The following is an 18096-nucleotide window of genomic DNA, read 5'->3' as shown; positions in this document are numbered from 1 at the left end:
GGTGACCCCACCCGTCGTTCGCGCAATTTCTCGTGCAATTGCACGCGGGCGCCTTTAGCGTGGATAATAGCTCCAGCGTCAACCCCTGTGGTTGCGCCCCGTCTTGACGTCGCATCAAGGAGATGCCGTGTCGTCACCTGCGAACCACGTGCTCCGGCCGCCGAGCCAGGCTGTGCCGGAGGTGGGTGATGCGGGCCCGGCCGGTGCGACCGTGCGGCGTCCGGGTTCCGCCTGCGTACAGCGGCGACCGCCGGAGGTCGACCCCCTCGTCTCCGCCGCGCTGCTCGTCAGATGCAGCGCGGAGGGCTTCGCCCGGGCCCGCGCCTTCACCCGCGAGACGCTGAGCTGCTGGTCCCTTGACCACCGCAGTGACGACGCCACCCTCGTGATCACCGAACTCGCGGCCAACGCCGTGGCCCACGCGGTGCTCCGGCCCGCGGCGGGTGGTGCGGCCGAGGTGTGGCTGGGACTGTCGTTCGACCCCGCCCATCTGCTGGTGACCGTCTCCGACCCCGGTGACGAGCCGCCCGCGTACACACCCCGCGACGTCACCGCCCTGCGGGAGCACGGCCGGGGCCTGTACATCGTCGACGCCTTGGCGGAGGAGTGGGGCTGGACCTCACGGCCCCCGGCCGGCAAGACCGTCTGGGCCAAGCTGTCGGCCACCCCTCCTCCCTGACATGACCGCCGCGGAAAGGTTTCACGCCATGCGCACCGCTCCGGACCAGCCGAGCAACGAGCGCACCAGCTGCCCCGTGCCCACGACCGGGGTGGCACGGACCACGCCTCTCGCGGCGCTGAGCCGCGTGCCCTGGGGCGAGATCCAGGACTCCACCGGCTGCGCCGCGGCCATCCCCCTGCTTCTCAACAGCGTGGCCTGGGGGGACTCCGAGACCGCCGGCGCCGCGCTGCGCGACCTGCGCAGGCGCATCTGCCAGTACGGCTTCGTCGTGGAGCAGGCCACCGCCGCCACGGTCCCCTTCCTCTGGGAGCTCGCCCAACTGCCCCAGGTGACCTGCCGGGCGGAGATCATCCAGTTGCTCAGGAGCATCGCCGGCGCCCGCCAGTGGGAGAGCACGGCGGCCGTGTACCCCAAGCTGCTCAACCACCGCGAGAACCCCGTGGTGTGGGAGCGCCGGGCCCGTCAGGCCGTCGCCGCCAAGAGCGGTGTCCTCAGCAGGCTGATGGCCGACGACGACACCGAGATCGCCCACGCCACCACGGAGCTCGCCCGCACTCTGGACGAGTAGGAGTGCTCGCCGCCACCTGGTGTACTCCTTGCCGACGAGGGGGAGAAAGCGCTTGCCCTCGACACGGCAACCGGAAGGACCACCGACGATGGCCTCGTCGCTGGAAAGACCACTCGACCATCGCTACCGGGGCGAACACCCGATCCGCACACTCGCCTATCTGTTCCGCGCCGACCGCCGCCGACTGGCCCTGGCCGTCGCGGTGTTCACGGTCAAACACAGCCCGATCTGGCTGCTGCCCCTGATCAGCGCGTCCATCATCGACACCGTCGTCGAGCACCAGCCGATCACCCGGCTCTGGACGAGCACCGGCGTCATCCTGTTCATCCTGCTGGTCAACTACCCTCTGCACCTCCTCTATGTCCGCCTCCTGTACGGCAGCGTCCGCCGCATGGGCACCACCCTGCGTTCCGCCCTGTGCACCCGCATGCAGCAGCTGTCCATCGGCTACCACTCCCGGGTCAGCGCCGGTGTGCTCCAGGCCAAGGTCGTGCGGGACGTCGAGACGGTCGAACAGATGGTGCAGCAGACCGCCGAGACCGGCCTCGGCGCCACCACGGTGCTGATCGGCGGGCTGGTCATCATCGCCGTACGGACACCGGAGTTCGTGCCCGTCTTCCTCGTCGTCGTGCCGGCCGCGGCCCTCGTCGTGGCCCGCCTCAGGGCGCGGCTGCGCACCCACAACGAGCACTTCCGGCACGAGGTCGAGACCCTCTCGTCCCGGGTCACGGAGATGACCCGCCTCATCCCGGTCACCCGCGCCCACGGCCTGGAGGGCAAGGCGCTGCGCCGCATGGACGGCACCCTGCGCCGGCTGCTCACCTCCGGGATGCGCCTCGACCTCGTCAACGGCCGCTTCGGCTCGCTGGCCTGGGTCGTGCTCAACGTGGTCGGCGTGCTGGTTCTCGCCGGGGCCGCGCTGGTGTCGTACTACGGCGTCTGGGGCGTCACGCCCGGCGACGTCGTGATGCTCAGCGCGTTCCTGACCACGCTCACCAACTCCACGACAACGTTGGCAGGGCTCGCCCCGGTCATCACCAAGGGCCTGGAGTCCGTCCGTTCCGTCGGCGAGGTGCTCCAGGCGCCCGAACTGGAGGACAACGAGGGCAAGACCAGGGTCGACTCGGTGCGCGGGGCCGTCGAGTTCCAGGGCGTGGGCCACGCGTACGACAACGGGCGGCCCGCCGTACGGGACTTCACCCTCTCCGTCACCCCCGGCGAGACCGTCGCCCTCGTCGGCGCGTCCGGTGCGGGCAAGTCCACCGTCCTCAACCTCGTCATCGGCTTCATCCGGCCCACATCGGGGCGGCTGCTGCTCGACGGGGCCGACGTGAACACCCTCGACCTGCGCACCTACCGGCGTTTTTTGTCCGTCGTACCGCAGGAGTCCATCCTGTTCGACGGCACGATCCGCGACAACGTCGCCTACGGCATGGACGACGCCGACGAAGAGACGGTACGCGCGGCGCTGCGCGACGCGAACGCGCTGGAGTTCGTCGACCGGCTGCCGCAGGGCCTGGACACCCTGGTCGGCGAGCGGGGCGCCCGGCTGTCGGGCGGGCAGCGCCAGCGCCTGGCCATCGCCCGGGCCCTGATCCGCGACCCTCGGGTGCTGGTCCTCGACGAGGCCACCTCGGCCCTGGACACCCGCTCCGAGGCGCTCGTCCAGCAGGCGCTCGCCCGGCTGCTGCACGGACGCACGACCTTCGTGGTCGCGCACCGGCTGTCGACCGTGCGGGGCGCCGACCGCATCGTGGTGCTGGGGGAGGGCCGGATCCTGGAGACCGGCACCCACGAGGAACTCCTGCGCCGCGGCGGGGCCTACACCGCGCTGCACGCCGGACAGGTCGCCTGAGGCCAGACCTGTCCGCCGGGCGTCAGGCCGCGCTGCTCCGCGGCACCCGGCGGGGGCACGTCGAGTCGTGGTCGGTGCCGCAGCTCGTCCACCAGCGTTCACAGCACGCGGTGTCGAGTTCGGTGCGGACGATGTCGTCGGCGGCCCCCGTACTGGGCCCGTCGGCCCGCCTGCGCATTTCGGCCAGAGCGCGCCGCTGGTCGCGGAGCACGCTCTCGCGTACGACCGCGATGACCGGGACCAGGCTCGCGGCGGCCAACAGACACGCGGCCCACAGCGGGTCGTGACGCAGTGCGTGGACCGCGGTCCACGCGAGTCCGGTGCTCGTCGCGAAATAGAGGGCGCTGAGGAGACCTGCGGAGCGGTTCATGGGCGTATACCGTTCATGGTGCGAGGGATGCCCCTTGTTCAACGGTTTGCGGGCCTTCGGGAAGCGGGTCCGCCCGCACGGTATTGCGCCAATCGCGTGCCGGGGAGCGGCGGATGGGATTGGACCGGCGCAGAGGGGGCATACGCAGCGAAAAATTCTAGAGAGGGGCGCTTCGTGCTCGTTCCGGACCCTAAGGCCGTCAGAACCCTGCTGACCCGCTACGCGTCACTGAGGATCGCCCAGGCGGAGAGGGAGAGGCCGGCGACGGCTCGTGAGCTGGCGGACGTCAGTTACACACTGTGCGTGATGATGGGCACCACCGATGTCCGTGAGGCGGTCGCCAGGGCCGACGCCCTGCTGCCGGCCGCCGAATGCGCGGACCCGCACGGGGAGAGCAGCCTGCCGCTGGCAGGCTGACACCACGCCGGACCCGGCGGGCGGTCAGGAACTCGCCGCCGCCGGGACGGCGTCCTTCGCGTGGAAGGCCGCGCGGTACGCCTGCGGGGTGGTGCCGACGACCCGCCGGAAGCGTTCCCGAAACGCCGTGGGGGAGCCGAACCCCGCCTGCCGCGCGATCCGTTCCACCGGGTGGCCGGTGTTCTCCAGCAGGTACTGGGCGCGCCGCACCCGGGCCCGCAGCAGCCACTGCAGCGGTGTGCTGCCCGTCTGCTCGCGGAAGCGGCGGCTGAAGGTGCGCTCACTCATCCCCGAACGAGCGGCCATCGCCCCGAGGGTGATCTCGTGGGCCAGGTTGTCCTCGACCCACTCCAGGACCGGCTCCAGCGTCGAACCCCGGGGCACGGGCGGGTGGTCGTGCACGATGAACTGGGCCTGGCCGCCCTCCCGTTCGAGCGGCATCACCGACATCCGGGCGGCATGCGCGGCGACCGCCGAGCCCAGGTCCCGGCGGATCATGTGCAGACACAGATCGAGGGCCGCGGCCGCGCCCGCGGAGGTCAGGATGCGACCGTTGTCGACGTACAGCACGTCCGGCCGGACCTCGACAGCGGGGAAGCGCCGGGCCAGGTCGTCCGCGGCCGCCCAGTGCGTGGTGGCGCGCAGCCCGTCCAGGAGCCCGGCCTCCGCCAGCACGAACGCGCCCACGCACACGGACGCGATCCGGGTGCCGGCGGCCGCGGCCTCCCGCAGTGCCACCAGGACGGCCGGGGAGGGCGGTCCGGCCGCGGGGGAGCAGCCCGGCACGATGATCGTGTCCGCCTCGGTGAGCGCTTCGAGGCCGTGCTCGACGCGCAGGGTGAATCCGCCGTCCGCGCGGACCTCCGGCGACTCGGCGCACAGCCGGACCCGGTAGGCGGGGCGGCCGTCGGGCAGCCGGGTCCAGTCGAACACCTGCATAGGTGCCGCCATGTCGAACGGCACCACATCGTCGAGAACCAGGATCGCCACGGAGTGCATGACCGCCACGATAGGTGGATTCCCGCCACCGTCCCGACCAGGGGGTCAGATGGAACCCCCCGTCGGGAGCGTTGGCGGGAATCCGTTGGAAGCTGTCGTTTCAGCCCCTGTGTGATCACCCGGCGGGTTCCTAGGGTGGCCGGGCACCGCCGACCGCACCGGAGAAGGACACGCCACCCCATGACCAAGTTCCTGCTGGCCCTGCACGTCCTCGTCGCCATCGTCGCCGTGGGGCCGGTGACCGTCGCCGCCAGCATGTTCCCGCCCGCCGCCCGCCGGGCCCACGCGGAGGAGGCCGGTGTCGGCACGGTACGGCTGCTGCACCGCATCTGCCGGGTCTACGCGGGCATCGGCATCGCGGTCCCCGTGCTCGGCGTCGCCACCGGAGCCGCGATGGGTGTCCTGGGCGACGCGTGGCTGACCACGTCCATGGCCCTGACGGCGGCGGCCGCCGGGGTCCTGGCCGCCTTCGTCCTGCCCCGGCAGGGCGAACTGCTGGAGGAACTGACCGGACACGGGAGCGTCGAACACCGCGCCACCGCCCAACTGGCCATGTTCACAGGCATTTTCAACCTTCTGTGGGCGACCGTGACCGTCCTGATGATCGTCCGCCCGGGGTCCACCACCGGCGCATGACCGCCCCCGAGCAGTCAAGCCCGACGCCGGAATTCGCACGTCGGTGCGTGGAGGCGCCTAGACTCGTCAGCCGTGCCCACGCGCGTGGGCCCGAGAAAACGAAAGGCGCGTTGACGGGTGTTCCAGGATTCCCCCATCTACGACCGACTCGTCGCCGAGCGCGGCGACGTCCCCGCTCTGACCCGCAGGGAGGCCGAGCGCGTACGCAGGGAACTGGAGTACGTCATGCGGCCGCTGCAGTCCCTGATGCCCCCGCCCGCCCCCGAGCGCCCGGCCTCGCCGGGCCAGGGATGGGTGCCCGCTCTGCCGCCCGGCGCCCCGCGGCCCTACTGACCCGGCCTCAGGACACCGCGGTGTTCGCGCCGTTGGCGCGGGAGCGCGGGTCCGGACCGGGCCGGGCCAGCCATTCGGCGATACCGCGCGCGATCGGCTGGCCCGTCTCCACCTCCACGAAGCCGAACTGCCCTGACTGGTTGCACTCCAGGAACCACCACGTCCCGTCCCCGTCCTCGGCGAAGTCGAAGGCCCCGTAGGCCAGTTCGGCCGCCCGGAGATAGTCCCGGACGGCCGCGGCCACCCGCGGGGGGACCTCGGTGGGCTGCCAGAAGGAGGTGGGCGGGGCGAAACGGACGTCCACCTCGTCGTCCGCCCCGGTGACCTTGCGGGCGGCCAGCATCGTCTCGCCCACCACGGTCAGGCGGATGTCGGCCCGTTTGGCCACCCGCCGCTGCAGCAGCGTCGGGCCGAACGCCACGGCCGCGAAATCGGCGTCCGGCGCGACCCGGCTGGTCGGCACCGCCCGCGGCGGGTCCTGGGGATGCGCCCCGGAGACCGGTTTGACCACCAGGTCCGGGTAGCGCTCGGCGAACTCGCGCGCGGCTTGCGGAAACGTTGTCACGATGGTCGCGGGGACGGGCAGGCCGCAGCGCTGGGCGAGCCGTAGCTGCCAGGGCTTGTGGCGGGCCCGGCGGGCCGCGTCGGGGTGGTTCATCCAGCGGGCGTCACTGCCCCGGAGCATGCCGTACAGCGCCTGGGCGGACTCCTCGGTCAGCCACTCGGAGGGCGCGGCCGCCCGCGCCGCGGGGGTGCCCGGGCGGCGGACCCAGATCGAGCGCAGCCCGGAGATGCCCACCAGACGGCCGCCGACCGACAGGTGGCCGCGGAAGGCCCCGTGCACGTACTCCCCGGACAGCGCGACACCGTCGGTCAGGTCGGCCGGATCGAGCCGCACCACCGGTACCCCCGTGGCGTTGAGGTGCACGACGACCATGTCGGCCGTCACGTCCTCTTCGCAGGTGAGAATCAACACGGTCATCGGTCGTCGGCCGTGTTCAGTCGTCGAAGTGAGTCTTGGAGCCCGCCGTGCTCGTGGTGGTCCCCAGTTCCCTCATCAGCGCGTGGTCGCGGGCCGCGACCCGGCCGTCCATGAGCACGTTCAACTGCAGCCCGGAGTCGTAGACGTACGGAGTGGTCGCCTCCAACGTCGCTGCCGGACGTGCGTAGTTGAGCGCGAACGGTTGCATCGTCTCTCCCTCGCCGGTACTGCCTCTCACAGACGGCCTCACCCCACGACGCCGTCAGGTCAGCCGACTTCCTTCGGCTTCCAGAGACTTATACGAATCGAACGAGTGATTGGTTTCCTTACACTGCGTAATCACGGTCGGCGGAAGGTCTCCCGGTCCTGTCCGTCGAGGCGCAGAGCCGCCCGGTCGGCGGGGGAACCGCGCAGGGTACGCAGGGCGAGCAGCAGGACACCGATGTCGTCGAGGTACACCGGGTCGGGCACCAGATCGGTGGGCAACACGAAGTACAAGAGGGCGCCCCAGAAGACCCAGCGGGGCCCGGTGGGCAGTCCCGCCCGGCGCAGGCCACGCCGGGTTCTCACGAGCCGTACCAGCAGTCCGACGGCCACCGCCAGCGCCAGCGCCGCGAGTACCACGGCGACGACGATCAGTGCTGTGGTCGTATCCACGGGCCGACCTCCTCCTCCGGGCGCCGAACGGCGCGCTGTCTGACGGATTCCCGCATCCGGCTCCGCTAAGGCTCGCCGAAGGGCCGCACTCACACCCGTGGCTCATCCGAGTGGCACGCCGCCGTGTACCCGCATACGAATGGGTCATCTCGATCTCGCGGTCGCACGACGGGGGCGCGTAGGAGCGACCGCACTCTTTGTCTGGAGCAGAGCATGACCACCGGCCCGACAGCAGCCCACCCGAACGAACCCGCCATACCGATGGACCGGTCGTACGGCGATCCCGTCGGCGACCTGGTGCGTGCCGCAGTGGCCGATCGTCCCCTGGAGGACGTCGTCCACCTCATCACCCTGCTGGAACAGTCCCCCGAGTACGCGCAGGCCACCGTCGCGGCCCTGCGTGCCGTCGGCGTGGACCGGTCCGTGGAGGACGTCACCCGGCTCGTGTCCCTGCTGACCCGGCCGCCGCGGGACGCGGACAGCGCCGACGAGGCGATCCGGGCCGCCGCCGCGTCCCGTCCGATAGAGGACGTGACCCGTCTGGTGGCCCTGCTGAACCGGTCCGAACTGCAACCCCACTGCGGGCAGGAGGCGGTGCGCGCGGCAGCGACCGGCAGGCCCGTGGAGGAACTCGTCGAGCTCATCGGGCGGCTGGCGACGGAACCGCCCCCGCAGCCGTCGTACGAGGAGCACGAGCCGTACCAGCCGTCCGACGAGGAGTGGTGGCCCGGAGCGGAGATGCCGGGGACGGGCGCCTTCCCGGCCCCGCCACCGCATCCGCCCGCGTCGGTGCGGACCCGAAGGGCACCGGCCTGGCCGGGCACGATCGCCGCCCTGGCACTGCTGGTCTGCGGTGTCCTGTGCTTCCCGGCGCACCGGGACGGGGCATCCGCGCAGGTGTACGGGTTCGCGCTCGGGGTGTCGATCCTGTGCGTCCTGCTCGCCCTGCTGACCATCCGGCCGGTCCTTCCGGTCCTGGCCCTCGCGGTCGTCGTGCCGGCCGGGGTGGCCGCGAGCCAGGCGCTCGACGGACGGTTCCGTTCGGCCGGGCTCGCCCGGGCCCTGGAACTGCCGCTGGCGCCGGCCTGGCTCGCGGGGACGGCGGCCGTGTGCGCGTCGCTGGCCGCACTGACCGCCCTGGTGGTGCATCTCGCGACGCCACCCCCGCCCGAACGCGTCCTGGCGGAACGGCGGGCGGCGGAGGCCATCCGAGCGGCGGCCGAGGCACCGATGGCCCCCCGGCCGACGCACTCCCCGGGGGCCTGAGAGTCTCTTGAGGCCTAGGAGCCGCCCCGCTCCCGGAGGCCGCTCAGCACGCGGTCCGGGGTGAGGGGCAGCTCGCGCAGGCGTACGCCGGTGGCGTGGAAGACGGCGTTGCCGATCGCGGCCGCCGTCCCCACGATGCCGATCTCGCCGATGCCCTTGCTGCCCATGGGGTTGAGGCGGGTGTCGTCCTCGTCGATCCAGTGCGCCTCGATGTCGGGCACGTCGGCGTGCGTGGGCACGTGGTACGCGGCCAGGTCCGACTCGGTGAAGTCGCCGAAAGCGGCGTCCATCGTGCTGCCCTCGGTGAGCGCCATGCCGAGCCCCATGGTCATGCCGCCGACGAACTGGGAGCGCGCCGTACGGGAGTTGAGGATGCGCCCGGCGGCATACACCCCCAGCAGCCGCCGGACCCGGGTCTCACCGGTGACCGTGTCGACGGCGACCTCCGCGAAGTGGGCACCGAAGGCGTGCCGGGCGAAGGCGCTGTCGGCGTCCGCCCGGCCGGCCGTGTCGGCACGGACCTCGATGCCCTCCGTGGGCAGCGGCTCCTCGGCCAGGCGCTCCGCGAGCCGGGTGCACGCCTCGTGCACCGCCCAGCCCCAGGACGCGGTGCCCGACGAGCCGCCGGCCAGCGACGCGGCGGGCAGTTCGCTGCTGCCCACCTCGGTCCGCACCCGGGCCACGGGCACGGCGAGCGCGTCGGCGGCGACCTGCGCGAGCACGGTCCGGGCGCCCGTGCCGATGTCGGTGGCGTTGATTCGCACGAGGAAGGTCCCGTCGGGCAGCGCCCGCGCCGCCGCCGTGGACGGCTGTGTCAGGACGGGATAGACGGCGGCCGCCACACCCGACCCCACCAGCAGCGGGCCCTCGGAGCGGGAGCCCGGCCGGGGGTCCCGCTCGGCCCAGCGAAAGCGTCGGGCGCCCTCGCGCAGGCACTCGACCAGGTGCCTGCTGCTGAAGGGTTTGCCGCTGTCGGGCTCGGTGTCCGGTTCGTTGACGATCCTCAACTCCACGGGATCCATCCCGAGTCCGACGGCGAGTTCGTCCATGGCCGACTCCAGGGCGTACATGCCGGGAGCCTCGCCGGGGGCCCGCATCCAGGACGGGCTGGGCACGTCGAGGGGCACCACGCGGTGCGCCGTACGGGAGTCGGGGGCGGCGTACATCACGCGTGCGGGCACGGCGGCCTGCTCGACGAACTCCTTGATCCGCGAGGTGTGGGTGGTGACCTCGTGGATCAGGGAGGTGAGCCGCCCGTCGGGGCGGGCGCCGAGGCGCAGCCGGTGCAGGGTGGGGGCGCGGTGGCCGACGACCGAGGGCATGAAGCGGCGGGGGAGCGCCAGGGTCACCGGCCGTCCGGTGTGCCGGGCCGCCATCGCGGCGAGCACCACGTCCGGACGGGGGGTGCCCTTGGACCCGAAACCGCCGCCCACGTGCTCGGCGTGCACGGTGACATGCTCCTCCGAGAGCTCGAACAGGCCGGCCAGGACGGCGCGTACGACCGTGGAGCCCTGTGTGGAGGTGTGCACCGTGAGCCGGCCGTCGTGCCACTCGGCAGTCGTCGCATGCGGTTCCATCGGGTGGTTGTGCAGCGGCGGCACCCGGTAGTCGGCGTCGATCCGGACCTGGGCGGACGTGAACGCGGCCTCGGGGTCGCCGTGTTCGCGGGTTCCCGGGTATCCGCCGTTGGCCTGCTCGGGTGCGTACGCGTCCGGGTGCGTGGTGGTGAGGGTGACGTCGTGGTCCTCCACGGCGTAGTCGACGTGGACGGCGGCGGCACCGGCGCGGGCGGCCTCCAGGGTCTCGCCCACCACCAGGGCGACGAACCAACCGCGGTGCGGGACACGGGAGTCGCACAGGACGGCGAGCGTGGGGTCGTCCGGCTCGGACAGCCTCGGCGCGTTCTCGTGGGTGAGCACGGCCAGGACACCGGGCACGTCACAAGCGGCCGCTGTGTCGATGCCGGTGATCCGGCCCCGGGCGATCGAGGCGGCCACCGGCCAGGCGTACGCGCGGCCGGGACGGGGCTGTTCGGCGGCGTAGCGGGCGGTACCGGTGACCTTCTCCCGGCCTTCGCGGCGCTCGACGGGAGAGCCCAGGGCGGTCGCGGTCCCGGTGGTGGCGTCCATGCGTCCTCCTCAGGTCCTGGCGGCCGCGGTGAGCCGGGTCAGGACGTCCAGGGCGAGCGAGCGCGCCAAGGGCAGTTTGTAGGCGTTGTCCCGCAGCGGCTCGGCGGCGGAGAGCTCCAGGTCGACCGCGTGCTCGAACGCGGCCGCCGTGGGCGCGGCACCCAACAGTGCCTGCTCGGCCCGCCGCGCCCGCCACGGCCGGTGCGCCAGCGCGCCGAAGGCGATCCCGGCATGGTCGACCACCCCGTCCGTCACCCGCACCACGGCGGCCACCGAGGCGAGGGCGAAGGCGTACGACGCCCGGTCCCTGGCCTTGCGATAGGCGGAGGGCAGCCCGGCCGAGGCCGCCGGCAGCAGCACCCCGGTGACGAGCTCGCCGGGGAGGATCTCGGTGTCCCGCTCCGGATGGGCCCCCGGCAGGCGGTGGAATTCGGCCACGGGCACGCTCCGGGCGCCCTCGGTGCCGTACAACTCGACGCGGGCGTCCAGCGCGGCGAGCGCGACGGCCATGTCCGAGGGGTGGGTGGCGATGCAGTGCGGGGAGTGCCCGAGCACCGCGTGGTCCCGGTGCACGCCCTCCCGCGCGCCGCAACCGCTGCCCGGGGCCCGCTTGTTGCACGGTTTGGAGACGTCCTGGAAGTAGGGGCAGCGGGTGCGCTGGAGCAGGTTGCCGCCCGTGGTGGCCGCGTTGCGCAGCTGGCCCGAGGCGCCGGCGAGCAAGGCCTGGGAGAGGGCGGGGTAGCGGGCGCGGACGGCAGGATGGGCCGCGAGGTCGCTGTTGCGGACCGTCGCGCCGACGCGCAGTGAGCCATCCGGGAGCTCCTCGACCTCGTCCAGGGGGAGCCGGCTGACGTCGACGAGGACGTCCGGCCGTTCCACGCCGAGCTTCATCAGGTCGACCAGGTTGGTGCCGCCGCCGAGGTAGCGGGCGCCGGGACGGGCGGCGAAGAGCTCGGCCGCCTCTTCGGGGCTGGTGGCCCGTACGTAGTCGAAGGTCTTCACCGGATCACGTCCTCGACCGCGTCGACGATGCGTGGATAGGCGCCGCAGCGGCACAGATTGCCATTGAGCCGCTCGCGGATCTCGTCCCGGTCCAGCGGTACGGGACGGCCGGCCGGGGTCTCGCCGGTGACGCGCGAGGGGTGGCCCGCCGCGGCCTCGTCGAGCATGCCGAGCGCGGAGCAGAGCTGGCCGGGGGTGCAGTACCCGCACTGGAAGGCGTCGCGGTTGAGGAAGGCCTGTTGCAGAGGATGCAGTTCCTCCCCGTCGCCGAGGCCCTCGACGGTGCGGACCTCGCTGCCGTCCAGGGAGACCGCGAGCAGCAGACAGCTGTTGACCCGGCGCCCGTCCACCAGGACCGTGCAGGCCCCGCACTGCCCGTGGTCGCAGCCCTTCCTGGCCCCCCACAGGTCCAGGTCCTCGCGCAGGACGTCGAGCAGGACGCGCCGGTGGTCCACGAGCAGGGTGTGGGGTTTGCCGTTGACCGTGAGTGTCGTCTCCGAGCAGGTGGCGCTGTCGCTGTTCTCGCCGCTCATGATGACGGTGACCTTCCGGACGGACCGAAATGCTGTCTCCCCCGCGTATCCACAGTGGGCCCTTCGACACCTCCCTCACCCCGGCAAGGCGCTCCGCCTAGGCTGGCGCCATGAACGCGGACGTGCTGCGCGACGCTTACGGGGCCTTCGCGGCCGTCGTCAGCCCGCTCGGGGACGAGGAGTCCTGGCGGCCCACCGGCTGCGCGGGGTGGGCGGTGCGCGACCTGGTCTTCCACTGTGCCGGGGACGCCCAGCGGGCCCTGGTCGCCCTGCACACGCCCGCGGTCGGGCCGCCCGACCGGGACGCGGTGACCTACTGGCGGGACTGGGCCCCGGACCCCGTAGGCGCGGCGAACGGCCGGCGCTGGAACCGGGTGAGCGCCAGCATGTTCCTCGACTTCCGTCAGCTGCGCGACCTGTACCTGGAGACCACCGCGGCCACCGTGAACGCCGCCGCGGACGCCCGACCGGAGCTGCGGGTCTCCACCCAGGGACATGTGCTGACGGCCGAGGACCTCGTGCTGACCCTCGCCGTCGAGGCAACCGTCCACCACCTCGACCTCGTCACCGACCTGCCGGAGGCCACGGGACCGTCCTCGGCGGGCCTGGCCGCGGTGCGGGACACCCTGGACGGCCTCCTCGGCCGGCCCGTCCCGCTCGACTGGAGCGACGAGCACTACGCCCGCGCCGCCACCGGCCGCGCACCGCTCACGGACGCCGAACGGCTCGCGCTCGGCGCGGACGCGGACCGTTTCCCGCTCTTCAGCTGATCTGCCGGTCCGGGTCCTCGTCGCGGGCCGCGGGCCGCAGGCCGCCCTTCCAGCGCCCGAACGTCTTCGACAACTGCTGCAACGGCGAGGTGGCCTCCGGATCCGCCCGGGGCTCCGGAGCCGGGGCGTTCTCGCGGTAGATGGCCAGCGCCTCGTTCGCCCGCTCAGCGGCCTCCCGGTACAGGTCCCGGGACTTGGTCATGGCCTCCAGCGCCTCGGCGTACATCGTCACGAGCGCGCGCTCGCGTTCGAGCTCCTCCTGCAGCGTCAGCAGCTGCCACTGCTCCCGCAGCGCGGTCACGGCCGCCTCGCCGCCGTCCGGCAGCGGCTTGGGCATCGCGGCGTAGCGCGTCACGGTCGCGATCAGCTCGGTGGGCTCCGAGCCGTCGAGGAAGACACTGCGTACGGAGAAGTCCTGGCCGTCGTATCCGGGCGGCACCGGCGTCCCCGGCAGGACCACGGCACCGCCGCGCGGCACCTCCACGCCGAACTCCTTCACGGCCCAGTTCAGGACCCGCAGTTGGTGCGGCTGTGCCCGGTGCTCGACGATCCGGTGGCGCAGGCCGGGCGGCAGCATGTCCGCCAGCGGGCGGCGGCCGCGCTGGTCGGTGGTCATGGCCTCGTGGACGACGACATGCACGGCCCAGCTGCCGCGCACCGCCTGCCGGAGCACCCGCCGTACGTCCTTGTCCTCCTCGGGCAGCACACTCAGGTCCCTGAGCCGCAGCCCCGTGGCCGCGTCGCGGTCCCAGAAGACGTCGTCGCTGTCGGGCCAGAACATGGTCGCGGGAGACGGCCAGCGCAGATCCCACGGCTGCTCCGCCTCGGCCGCCAGCACCCACTCCTGTCCGCCGCTCGACACGGGGGCGAGCGAGAGCCGGGCCCGGACGGTCACCTCGTCGGCGACGCGCCAGCGGGCCTCGAAGATCCGTTCTGGGGCGTCCTCGGTCGCGGACGGCTCCTGGAAGTCGTCGAGAACCGCGCTCCCCTTCAGTCGCTCCAGGTTTCGGCGCAGGACGTCGGCCGCGTCGGATCCGAGGTGGCGGCCGCGGGCCAGCCAGACGGTGGAAGGTGCCGTGGGGTCTGCCGTGGGAGTGCTTGACATGGGTCCATCTGTAAGAAGGAGTGGTGCGTGCCAGGGCCAAGTATCGTCGCCGCCGGCCCGTGCGGACCAGGCGGGTCCGGCAGGCGGACACGCCCGGCGTGCGGCGCCCGCCGGTACGGGGCGTTCACCATGATCTTCCCCGCGCACACGGGGCGCACACGCTCCGCACAGAGCAACCGCGTTTCACTCGTGCCCAGTTCGCGACCCGGCACGCCAAAATGACCTCTCGAACAGGGCCCGCCCACCATCCGCATTGGGGCGGGCCCTGTTCGCCGTTCCTGCCCGATCGTGTGTTTCGGCTGGCTGAATATATCGGGAGCCGATATATTCGTGTTCATGGCACCGAGGAACATGACACAGGCGGCGTTCTTCGTTCTGACCGCCCTCGCCGACCAGCCGCGGCACGGCTACGGCATCCTGCGCGAGGTCGAGGAACTCTCCGAGGGTGCCGTGCAGATGCGCGTCGGCACCCTCTACGGCGTACTGGACCGGCTCACCGCCGACGCACTGATCGTGCTGGACCGCGAGGAGGTGCAGCAGGGCAGACTCCGGCGCTACTACCGGCTCACCGACGAGGGCACCGCGGCGCTGGACGCCGAGGCGGAGCGGCTGGCCGCCGGAGCCAGCGCGGCGAAGAAGAGGATCGCCGAGGGACGGCGTACCCCTGGAAGTGCTCCCGGAACTGTTCCTGGAGCGACCGACCTGCCCGCCACGGGCCGTGGACTCGCCGGAGGTCTGGCATGACGACCCTGCTGGAGACCCGCTACCGCGCCGTCCTGCGTCTGCTGCCCGCCTACTACCGGCGCGAGCGCGAGGAGGAGATGGTCGAGACCTACCTCTGGGACATCGACCAGGAGGCCCAGGAGCAGAGCCGGCCCACGGTCGGCGAGGTGGCGAGCATCGTCGCCCTGGCCGTGCGCAGCAGGCTCGGCGCGGGCGGCGCACCCCGCCGGTACGCCGTGCTGGGCTCGGCCGTCCGCCTTTTCGCGCTCTTCGCCGTCCTGCTCCAGGCGGCGTCCGCCGTGGTCGACCGCGTCCTGGGCCTGACCTGGGCCTCAACCCGTGGCGGAAGCCAGTGGGACATGTTCACGGACGGCTTCACCGGCCACGGGGTGTGGGCCGGTGCCGGCGCGGTGGCCCAGTGGTTCCTGCCGCTGCTGTGGACCGTCGCCTACTTCGCCCTCCTGCGTGACCACCGCCGTCTCGCCCAGGCATCCGCGCTCGTCGCCGCCCTGCCGACGCTGCTGCCGCTGGTCGACCTCTGGGCCCGCGACTTCGCCCCCTCGGACTCCGCCTATGTCGTCGCGGCCGCCGTGCTGGCCTGGTCGTCGGCGCTGGCGCTCTGCGCGGCCCACCACCGCGACGCGCCCCCGGCGGCTCTCCCCGCGGGCGCGCCCGGCCTGGTCTTCGCCGCCTGCTGCGTACTGATGGGCGGCTCCGTGGTGGCACTGCCGGGCGGGGTCGACACCGTCTGGGCGCTCGTCACGTGCTACCTGGTGACGGCCCTCGCCTGGCTGCTGTACCGGTCGCGCGGCGAGCGCCGCGTCCCCGCCGGAGAGGCCGCCGCCCTCGCGGCACTGGGGCTGCTCCTCCTGGCGGTCCGGATCACCGCGGTCTACCCGTGGCTCGACGTCCTGCCCGGGGCGCTGCGGGTGGGTGTCCTGACCCAGGCGGCGGCCCTGGTCGCCCTGACCGCCGCGCTGGCCGTCTTCAGCGGACGCGACCTGCTCAGCCGTGGTACGTGATGTACCCGTTGCCGTCCCGGTCGTTGGCGCTCTTGGTGTACGCGTGGGTGTCGGCGTGCGCGCCCGAGGACTTGTACAGGTAGATCGTGTCCTTGTCGTTGTTCCACATGAAGTTGCAGTTGTTGCGGTACACGACGTTGTTGGCGTCGGAGTCGGTGCCGTGGCCGCCGCGCAGCTTCACGTAGTCGCCGGGCTGGAGCGAGTGGTTCTTCGTGAACGTGAACTTGTTGCCCGCGGCATCCTTCACGACGTACCCCTTGAGGTTCACCGTCGCGGTCCGCGAGTAGTTCTTGATCGTCAGGTACTCCTCGTCGGTGTTGCCGGTGGCGCAGCTGTTGGAGTCCCGGCCCGGGGCGTCGTACTGGACGCCCTTGATCTTGAGCGCCGACGAGTACTCGGCGGCGTGGGCCGGGACCGCGCCCAGCACGGTCAGCGCGCCCGCGGCCGCTACGACGGCTATGTGTCCTCTGCGCATGGAAAAGCCCCCCTGTGAAGGTCTCGTGAAGAAGACCTGGAGCGTATACATTGCGGCAACTTCAGGGGGGCTTTTCGGTTGAATCAGTAACCGACTCGGAATGTGGCGTCCTGCTTCTCGGTCGTGGTGGAGACCGGGTCGATGCGCAGGACGTAGTTGGAGTGGCGGATGTAGCGGGTCGGGTTGTTGTACGAGCGGAAGGAGGCCCAGCTCGCGTCCGCGAGGCCCGCGGTGCGGTAGAAGGTCGCGTCACCGGCGAAGGTCGACGTGCCGTCGTTGACGTCGAGCTGGAGCGCGTAGTTGTAGTGCCGTAGATAGCGGTCCGGGTAGTTGACCGACCTGAAGGACACACCGGAGCTGTCGGCCAGACCGGGGACGAGGGCCCACAGGGAGTCCTTGTACGGCTCGACGGGGTACTCGTCGATGCGGCCCACGTAGTTGGAGTGGCGGACGTAACGGGCCGGGAAATTGTACGACTTGAGCCGGTTCCAGGCCGGTGCTCCCCACTTCGCGAGCAGGTTGTTGTACTCGGCTGTCGTGATCGTGGCGATGCCGCAGTGTTTGGAGTTGACCGGTTGGGTGTAGGTCTTCTGGTCCAGGGCGGTCCAGGTGCCGGAGGCGGGGCTGCTCGACTGCCAGGCGTAGAAGACGCCGTTGGGGGTGTAGGTGTCCCCCCACAGCCACCACGTGCCGGAGGTGAGGGACTTGACCACGGTGGGGGCCTCGGTGCCGCCGTGGGCCACGCCCGCGCTGTACTCGGTGAAGCTGCCCGGGTTCAGGGTGGTGGATCTGGCGCTCACCAGGGTCTGGTTCTTCTTGAAGAAGAGGTAGTTGTAGCCGCCCACTCCCACGGCCATGTCGCCGTCGATGACGTCGTAGCCGGGGTCGAAGAAGACCTGGGGGGCCGAGGCGGTGACGAAGTCGCTGGTGTAGTTGACCATGATCACGTTGTGACCGCTGGAGTTGACCGAGGAGTAGATGACCGCGTACTGGCCCCGGCCCGCGTCCCAGAACGCCTCGGGCGCCCAGCTGTGGGTCGTCATGTCGTGCAGTTTCAGGCGCCGGTAGCCGGTGAAGGTGCGCAGGTCGGTGGAGTCCCAGACGTGGATGTACTGGCTGTTGTAGCTCCAGTCGGTGCCCTTGAGGTCGGTGGCGAGGACCACGAACGTGCCGTCCTGCTTGCGCATCAGGAACGGGTCGCGCAGGCCGAGGGCGCCGGCGGTGGGGGTGACCAGGGGGTTGTTCTGGTTGAGCGGCGTCCAGTTGAGGCCGTCGGGGCTCACGGCCAGGTGGAGGCCGTAGTCGGTGCCGTCGCCGAGGTTGGTCGACTCGGTGAAGTAGACCATCGCGTACGCCGAGTCGGCGGCCTGCGCGGTGCCCGCGCCGAGCGTCAGGGCGAGCGGCACGGCGGCCGTCATGCCCAGGAGGCCGCGACGGGACAGGTGGGGGTTTGCGCTCATCTTGTTCTCCAAGGTGGCGTGCGTGCGGGGGCACTGTGGGGGCACCGCAATTGACCGGGATTTCGAACGGAGTTCGGTAAATCGATCAGAAAGTAGGGCCTGGCCGGAAGCG

Annotated in this window: 21 protein-coding genes; 10 read left to right on the top strand and 11 right to left on the bottom strand. The window is 71.9% G+C overall.

The annotated features are described in order from the left end of the window. Positions 1-127: 127 nt before the first annotated feature. From ABZT02_RS19145 to ABZT02_RS19135, 3 genes are all read left to right on the top strand, one after another. Positions 128-679, top strand: a complete 552-nt coding sequence (locus ABZT02_RS19145; RefSeq protein WP_356019119.1) for an ATP-binding protein — start codon at positions 128-130, stop codon at positions 677-679. Positions 680-707: 28 nt separating this feature from the next. Further along, positions 708-1250 (top strand): hypothetical protein, encoded by a 543-nt coding sequence (locus ABZT02_RS19140; RefSeq protein ID WP_356019118.1) that lies wholly within the window; start codon positions 708-710, stop codon positions 1248-1250. A gap of 88 nt (positions 1251-1338) precedes the next feature. Further along, positions 1339-3105: an ABC transporter ATP-binding protein gene (locus ABZT02_RS19135; RefSeq protein WP_356019116.1), complete on the top strand. Its 1767-nt coding sequence runs from the start codon at positions 1339-1341 to the stop codon at positions 3103-3105. Between the two features lie 22 nt (positions 3106-3127). On the opposite strand, the gene ABZT02_RS19130 is transcribed toward ABZT02_RS19135, so the two are convergent. Continuing rightward, positions 3128-3475, bottom strand: a complete 348-nt coding sequence (locus ABZT02_RS19130) for a hypothetical protein (RefSeq protein ID WP_356019115.1) — start codon at positions 3473-3475, stop codon at positions 3128-3130. A 174-nt stretch (positions 3476-3649) separates the two neighbouring features. On the opposite strand from ABZT02_RS19130, the gene ABZT02_RS19125 reads away from it, so the two are divergent. Next, complete coding sequence (locus ABZT02_RS19125) at positions 3650-3892, top strand: DUF5133 domain-containing protein (RefSeq protein ID WP_356019114.1); 243 nt, start codon at positions 3650-3652, stop codon at positions 3890-3892. A 24-nt stretch (positions 3893-3916) separates the two neighbouring features. Here ABZT02_RS19125 and ABZT02_RS19120 read toward each other — a convergent pair whose 3' ends face one another. After that, positions 3917-4891 carry a helix-turn-helix domain-containing protein gene (locus ABZT02_RS19120; RefSeq protein ID WP_356019113.1) on the bottom strand — a complete coding sequence of 325 codons (975 nt, stop codon included), beginning with the start codon at positions 4889-4891 and terminating at the stop codon, positions 3917-3919. Positions 4892-5071: 180 nt separating this feature from the next. On the opposite strand from ABZT02_RS19120, the gene ABZT02_RS19115 reads away from it, so the two are divergent. Both ABZT02_RS19115 and ABZT02_RS19110 read left to right on the top strand, forming a co-directional pair. Continuing rightward, entirely contained in the window at positions 5072-5527 is a 456-nt protein-coding gene (locus ABZT02_RS19115; RefSeq protein ID WP_356019112.1) for a hypothetical protein, read from the top strand. 117 nt (positions 5528-5644) lie between these two features. Next, positions 5645-5860 (top strand): hypothetical protein, encoded by a 216-nt coding sequence (locus tag ABZT02_RS19110; RefSeq protein ID WP_356019110.1) that lies wholly within the window; start codon positions 5645-5647, stop codon positions 5858-5860. Between the two features lie 7 nt (positions 5861-5867). Here the strand turns inward: ABZT02_RS19110 and tgmB are convergent, their stop codons facing one another. From tgmB to ABZT02_RS19095, 3 genes are all read right to left on the bottom strand, one after another. Then, positions 5868-6842, bottom strand: coding sequence for an ATP-grasp ribosomal peptide maturase (gene tgmB, locus ABZT02_RS19105; protein WP_356019109.1), 975 nt, complete (start codon positions 6840-6842; stop codon positions 5868-5870). 16 nt (positions 6843-6858) lie between these two features. Beyond that, positions 6859-7050: a putative ATP-grasp-modified RiPP gene (tgmA, locus tag ABZT02_RS19100; RefSeq protein ID WP_031037338.1), complete on the bottom strand. Its 192-nt coding sequence runs from the start codon at positions 7048-7050 to the stop codon at positions 6859-6861. A gap of 131 nt (positions 7051-7181) precedes the next feature. Then, positions 7182-7499, bottom strand: a complete 318-nt coding sequence (locus ABZT02_RS19095) for a YkvA family protein (RefSeq protein ID WP_356019108.1) — start codon at positions 7497-7499, stop codon at positions 7182-7184. A 213-nt stretch (positions 7500-7712) separates the two neighbouring features. Between ABZT02_RS19095 and ABZT02_RS19090 the strand changes: the two genes are divergently transcribed. Then, positions 7713-8765: a hypothetical protein gene (locus tag ABZT02_RS19090; protein ID WP_356019107.1), complete on the top strand. Its 1053-nt coding sequence runs from the start codon at positions 7713-7715 to the stop codon at positions 8763-8765. 14 nt (positions 8766-8779) lie between these two features. On the opposite strand, the gene ABZT02_RS19085 is transcribed toward ABZT02_RS19090, so the two are convergent. From ABZT02_RS19085 to ABZT02_RS19075, 3 genes are read right to left on the bottom strand one after another with little or no spacing between them, the layout of a single operon-like run. Then, complete coding sequence (locus ABZT02_RS19085) at positions 8780-10894, bottom strand: xanthine dehydrogenase family protein molybdopterin-binding subunit (RefSeq protein WP_356019106.1); 2115 nt, start codon at positions 10892-10894, stop codon at positions 8780-8782. Between the two features lie 9 nt (positions 10895-10903). Beyond that, positions 10904-11896, bottom strand: coding sequence for a xanthine dehydrogenase family protein subunit M (locus tag ABZT02_RS19080; RefSeq protein WP_356019104.1), 993 nt, complete (start codon positions 11894-11896; stop codon positions 10904-10906). Continuing rightward, on the bottom strand, positions 11893-12429 hold the full coding sequence (locus ABZT02_RS19075) for a 2Fe-2S iron-sulfur cluster-binding protein (protein ID WP_356019103.1): 537 nt from the start codon (positions 12427-12429) through the stop codon (positions 11893-11895). The genes ABZT02_RS19080 and ABZT02_RS19075 overlap by 4 nt, the downstream gene beginning before the upstream one ends. A gap of 110 nt (positions 12430-12539) precedes the next feature. On the opposite strand from ABZT02_RS19075, the gene ABZT02_RS19070 reads away from it, so the two are divergent. Further along, positions 12540-13199 (top strand): maleylpyruvate isomerase N-terminal domain-containing protein, encoded by a 660-nt coding sequence (locus tag ABZT02_RS19070; RefSeq protein WP_356019101.1) that lies wholly within the window; start codon positions 12540-12542, stop codon positions 13197-13199. Here the strand turns inward: ABZT02_RS19070 and ABZT02_RS19065 are convergent. Beyond that, on the bottom strand, positions 13192-14304 hold the full coding sequence (locus tag ABZT02_RS19065; protein WP_356019100.1) for a hypothetical protein: 1113 nt from the start codon (positions 14302-14304) through the stop codon (positions 13192-13194). The genes ABZT02_RS19070 and ABZT02_RS19065 overlap by 8 nt on opposite strands. A 351-nt stretch (positions 14305-14655) precedes the next feature. Here ABZT02_RS19065 and ABZT02_RS19060 point away from each other — a divergent pair, with 351 nt between their 5' ends. Both ABZT02_RS19060 and ABZT02_RS19055 read left to right on the top strand, forming a co-directional pair. After that, positions 14656-15048, top strand: a complete 393-nt coding sequence (locus ABZT02_RS19060; RefSeq protein ID WP_356019347.1) for a PadR family transcriptional regulator — start codon at positions 14656-14658, stop codon at positions 15046-15048. Continuing rightward, positions 15045-16049 carry a hypothetical protein gene (locus ABZT02_RS19055; RefSeq protein ID WP_356019099.1) on the top strand — a complete coding sequence of 335 codons (1005 nt, stop codon included), beginning with the start codon at positions 15045-15047 and terminating at the stop codon, positions 16047-16049. The genes ABZT02_RS19060 and ABZT02_RS19055 overlap by 4 nt, the downstream gene beginning before the upstream one ends. On the opposite strand, the gene ABZT02_RS19050 is transcribed toward ABZT02_RS19055, so the two are convergent. Together ABZT02_RS19050 and ABZT02_RS19045 are read right to left on the bottom strand one after the other, a co-directional pair. Then, on the bottom strand, positions 16033-16524 hold the full coding sequence (locus ABZT02_RS19050; protein WP_356019097.1) for a lamin tail domain-containing protein: 492 nt from the start codon (positions 16522-16524) through the stop codon (positions 16033-16035). The genes ABZT02_RS19055 and ABZT02_RS19050 overlap by 17 nt on opposite strands. Before the next feature lie 83 nt (positions 16525-16607). Beyond that, a complete protein-coding gene (locus tag ABZT02_RS19045; protein WP_356019096.1) occupies positions 16608-17984 on the bottom strand; it encodes a glycoside hydrolase family 43 protein in 1377 nt (458 codons plus the stop codon). Between the last annotated feature and the right edge of the window lie 112 nt (positions 17985-18096).

The sequence above is a fragment of the Streptomyces sp. NPDC005402 genome (genome assembly GCF_040606575.1).
Taxonomy (GTDB): Bacteria; Actinomycetota; Actinomycetes; order Streptomycetales; family Streptomycetaceae; genus Streptomyces.
The sequence above is the reverse complement of the archived record's forward strand: the minus strand, read 5'-3'. Positions and strand labels throughout refer to the sequence as shown.